General features: G+C 48.2%; 4 protein-coding genes. All 4 read right to left on the bottom strand.

The genetic code is table 11. From position 1 onward, the window contains the following. A partial coding sequence (locus VIM87_RS05215) for a hypothetical protein (RefSeq protein WP_331995954.1) occupies positions 1–509 on the bottom strand: 509 nt, incomplete at its 3' end. Continuing rightward, positions 509–1,861 carry an SMI1/KNR4 family protein gene (locus VIM87_RS05220; protein WP_331995955.1) on the bottom strand — a complete coding sequence of 451 codons (1,353 nt, stop codon included), beginning with the start codon at positions 1,859–1,861 and terminating at the stop codon, positions 509–511. The genes VIM87_RS05220 and VIM87_RS05215, both read right to left, overlap by 1 nt. A 53-nt stretch (positions 1,862–1,914) precedes the next feature. Further along, positions 1,915–3,267, bottom strand: coding sequence for an ATP-binding protein (locus tag VIM87_RS05225; protein ID WP_331995956.1), 1,353 nt, complete (start codon positions 3,265–3,267; stop codon positions 1,915–1,917). Further along, positions 3,252–4,892, bottom strand: a 1,641-nt coding sequence (locus VIM87_RS05230; protein WP_331995957.1) for a contractile injection system tape measure protein, incomplete at its 5' end; no start/stop codon positions are given. The genes VIM87_RS05225 and VIM87_RS05230, both read right to left, overlap by 16 nt.

Genomic DNA, 4,892 nt, shown 5'->3' on the forward strand with positions numbered 1-4,892 from the left:
TTGTAGGGCGGTTCCATAAAAGTATATACAAAGCCTCCTGTATTTTGCGGATAAAGCGACTGAAACTCTGCTGCGATCTTATTAATGTTTATTTTATTTGCAGGTATCTCTTGCTGGTCGTAGTAAAAATAGGAGTTAAGCGTTTCGTTGCCCAATTGCCCCCTGATAAAAGGTTTCCTGTTGGCCAGGTCAAAATGAAGGCCCAGAAAATCCCTTACATCTATTTTTTGTCCGCTTGGATCCAGTTTGGTAAAGTCGGTTTGCGCTATGCTGGAATTTGATCTTTTGTTCGGGGGCAAGACCTTGTTAATATGAAAATTGCACTCGTAATTCTCTTTTTCTAATGTTTGCCGGGCTGTAACCAGGTGTGCGGTATATTCATCCGGCATTTCCCCTAAATAGTTTTCGGATATTTCAAATACGGACATTCGTACCACTCCGCCTTTTGTATCGTAATCTGTTAACCTATCCGTTATTTCCTGGTCGTTTATTGTTTTGATGTTTACCATTACAACACTTTTTTCAGAACCGTTACATTCGTTAACCCATATTCCGCCAAACGCTGATTCAGGTTCGATAAAATATAATCCTGCTCTACCGGGAATTTTTCTGCAAGGTGTTTATAGTGCGGCAACAGGCGTTTATCTTTTACTCCGGAAAGGGCCTGCAGCGCTGTATGGATAACGCGATTTGAAGGATCGTTCAGGCCTTTTATAAAAGTATCTATAAACTGCTGCCGGTTGTTTAGCTTACCCAATGTATAGAATGCAGTCACCCTGATATCTTCATCCTCTTTTTCTGTGAAAGGAATGATAAGCGGCCCGTAATTGCCTTTGGTTTCCGTGAGCAGATAAGTACAAAACCGGAATGTTTCACCATCTTCGATCCTGCTGATGTTTGCCTCTATAACCGGCGCCCATTCCCTGCTCTTATCTTTTGCGTACCAGTAAACGAACTGGAACACTGATAACAGATCCGTTCTAACTAATTCAGTTAAATAAGGTTTTGCCGTTTCGTAATTGAATTTACACAGGATCTGAAGCAATTGAGCGTTGATCCCTCGCGTATGCTGAAAGACCTGCTGCTCGATATTTTCAACAATTTCTTTCTGGAGGGCATGCTTATTCAAAATTCCATTTAAACAATCTGCTTTTTGATCCTCATCCTTTGCTGACAGGAATAGTTTTAACAGCTGATCATCAGAACCACCCATCGAATAGCCAAACCAGCTGGGCCCGCGCTGCATCAGCTGGCCGGAGATCACCTCATCCAGCCACCGCTCATACCAGTCTAAAAAATTGCTTTCAAATGCAAAACGGGGCTTTTGTGCATCTATGTCTAAATTCACCACCCTGCCTGTGTATGTGCCATTGAGCACTATACCATGTAAATAGCTACAGCCCTGTGAGCCAATGGGAAGAATACCGCCAAAGATCCTGCCTCTTTCATTTCCATAATCTTCATCGGAAAGGTTATCGTTTAGTTTTTGTGTCAATGATGCCCAATAATCATCCGGCATTTTAGGATAAATAATACAGTCGTTCTTAAGATCTCTTTCTACAGTATCGTGGATCAATTCATCTACACTTTCTCCAAGCGGATAAATGCCGTAAAAGGGTCCTGCTGCGGAATTGGCATATGCGTTCCCACCATTTCCAACCTGTAATAAAAAGGCTTTGTAACAGCCGGGAAGCTCTATGGAGTATTGCTGTTCAAATTGGGTTACTTCCTCTACCGTTGCGGGTTTGTTTAATGTATACTTATGGCTGTCTGCGCCAAATACTTTTAGTTTTGTGTCCGCTTTTTTTGCAGCCTGCAGTTTCTGTTTTATTCTTTGTACCTGTTCGTTATATGCTGTCATAGATACTCATCCCCGGGTTGAACATGGTAAATATACAGAATATGTTTTTTATCCTACACCGTTTTCCCCTCCTTCCCAAACTCCTTGCGGATACCATTCACTACATCCTTATGCAAAATGGTAGTGCTGTTACGTTTCAACGCCATCAGGCAGCTGTAACGGCTCACATTAATGATAGCGCCACCGGCCAGCTCGTGCTTTTTGGCAATTTCTTCCAGGTTCAGCTTTTCTTCCAGCTGCACGTTGGATGGGAATGCCTGCTGCCATAAACGGTAACGCTGTTCAGCGCCGGGCATAGCGAAGTAGATCATGGATTGAAAACGGCGGCCAAAAGCTTCGTCGATATTGGCTTTGAGGTTGGTGGCCAGCACAATCATGCCGGGAAAATCTTCTATGCGCTGCAACAGGTAAGCTACTTCCTGATTGGCATAACGGTCGTTGGAGGAGGAGGTTTGCGTGCGCTTGCCGAACAATGCATCTGCTTCATCAAAGAACAGTATCCAGTTCTGGTTGGCAGCGCGGTCAAATACCTGGGCCAGGTTCTTTTCGGTTTCGCCAATGAACTTGGATACGATCATAGACAAATCTATGCGGTACACATCCATGCTAAAGGTTTTGCCCAGCAGGCAGGCGGTCATGGATTTACCGGTGCCCGGCGGGCCGTAGAACAGGCTGCGGTAGCCGGGTTTTATCTTGCGGCTCATGCCCCAGTCGTTCATGAGGGTGTTGCCGTGCTCTATCCAGGCGCGGATCTCCTCTACTTCTTCCATGGTATGATCTTCCAGCACCAGGTCGCTCCATTCCAGGCCGGTCTCAATTCGTTTAGCCGGGAAGTTTATACTGTAGTCCGGCTTATGGGCAGTACCTAATGTAAAGTAGCTGAGGTATTCCGGGTACAGGCTAAGGGTGCCGCTGAGCAAGGGCTCCTCTGCATTGGAGGGCACCAGCTTTAAGATGGAATGTTTGGCAAAAAAATGATCCGGGCCAAACAGCTCAATCAGGCGGAAGCGTTGTTCCAGGCTGCTGGCGGCGGCCAGGAAAGCGGCTGTTTCGCCGGTGGGTAAAAAGCCGCCGTGGTGCTGCCCTTTGATGCCGCCAAACTCCGTAAAGCCACGGTCGTAGGTAGCATTTTTGGTAAAGAACACATCCAGCAGCTGCGGGCATATATGCGGTATAAGCGCCAGCAGCAGCACCAGGCGTTCTGTTGCATTCATATTGTAATGCTGCACAATCTGCGCATATACGGCGCCGTTACCCTTTAGCTGCGGCGGCGGCAGCTGGTCCGGCAAAGTGGCGCTGCCATCTTCTGCAAAATATTTCTTCATGCGCAGGTCCACCACCTGCTGAAACCAGGCCATTTCCTGGTGCAGGATCGCTGCATTCTCATGGATCATGTGTACACCCATTCTGTATATAATACTTTATCCATCCAGGGGGTTTTGATGGTGCCAATACCCCAGGGAAGCGTTTGCATAATTACGTCGTATCCGCGTTGCTCTACCCGCAGGAACCAGGCTTCCTCTGTTTCCCGGAGCGCGCCTTCGCGCTGCAGGAAAGATCCCTGGAAACCTTCTACGGAAGAATTCTTCATCTTCTCCCATTGCTGGATCACTGCTTTCAACATCTGCATCGACAGCTCTTTTTCTTCTCCGGTAAGCGTGATCTCCAGGGGTACCGGCGCTGCCAGCGGTAAGTTACATAATACCTTGTTTAAAGCCAATGCATGTTCCGGGTGCTCTTCCAACCCATCTACCGTGAATTGTAAAAAGTGAATGGCGCGGTGCTGCATTTCCTCACTGATAAACTGTCCTTTTTCCAGCCAGCCTAAACGCTGAAAAGCAAATGATAAAAAAGGATGCAGCAATACCAGGCCGGCATTGCCAACATAAATAGTTTCCATTTCCGGTGGTTTAACCTGTTCCAATTCGCGTTTATTAAATGGCTGTTCCGGCGGCTGTTTGCTGATGGCTGCCGGCTTTTGCGTGGTTTGCAGCAGCTGCCTGTCTTTTTCGTAGAGCTGTTGCCGTACCTGTTCCATATGCGCATGGGTGTGCACATACTGTGCGGCCTGCTGCTGCAGGGCGGGCAATATGTTACGCAGGTGCACATATGCGGTGATATTGATGGCGCCCTTACTTACAGCCAGTCTTCCGATAAAACTTTCTGCTGCGGATATGCCGGAGCCGGTAATAAAGTGCAGGAAACGTTGCGCATACTCCGCGGCATGGTGCACCGTAAAATGGCCGGCCAGCAATTGCATGTGGAACTGGCGGAACAGCAGGCGGATCTTTTCCCGCTCCTGGCTTTCGGTGATAATAATATCAAACAGCTGCTGCAGCTCCTTTAAAGCTGCACCGGGCGGGTGCCCCCAGCCAATGTGAATGTCCTGCATCATTTCCAGGAAAGTGGCATCGTCCAGCTGCTGAGCGGCCTGCTCTATTAATACGGGATGCTGAAATACTTTCTGGTAAAAGGATAAACGCTCCTGCCGGTGCTGGTTCCTGTAAAACTGTACGGCTTCACGGAAACCGCCAATGGGTTTGTGAATGGTTTGCTGTAACAGCAACAGGCTATCCTGCACGGCATAAATTTCCAGGTTTTGCCTTACCTGTGATTCGTAGATGCCTGCGGGCGGGGTAAACAGGTGGTAAATAGTTACGCGGGCCACCGGCTGTACGCCTGCTGCATTTAAAAGCTGAGTAAGCAATGCAGGCTTTTCGCGGTATAATAAAATCACGGCCTGTTTCAGCAGCTCATTGCTGATGGCGCTGCTGATGGTTCCCAGGTAACCCGGTAATTTTTGATGCTGTAAAAAATGGCTTAACAGCTCAATGGCCTGCTGCAGCCAGTGCTGCTGCTCTGTGGCGCTGCCAATAGTATCGTACTGGCGGAAACGGTGTAACAGGCGGGATACCGCGGCCGGCATGCTAATACGCGGCAAAGCCTCTGTAGTGGCGGCAACACGCAGTTCCGGCACTTCCTGCCACAAGCCATCCTGTATAACCATGGTGCCGGCGGCCGGCGGTGTAAT

The organism is Chitinophaga sp., from assembly GCF_036569125.1.
GTDB lineage: Bacteria > Bacteroidota > Bacteroidia > Chitinophagales > Chitinophagaceae > Chitinophaga.

Excerpts from the sequence above, each read along its gene's own strand:
- VIM87_RS05220 (WP_331995955.1), bottom strand. The coding sequence starts at position 1,861 with ATGACAGCATATAACGAACAGGTACAAAGAATAAAACAGAAACTGCAG.
- VIM87_RS05225 (WP_331995956.1), bottom strand. The coding sequence starts at position 3,267 with ATGGGTGTACACATGATCCATGAGAATGCAGCGATCCTGCACCAGGAA.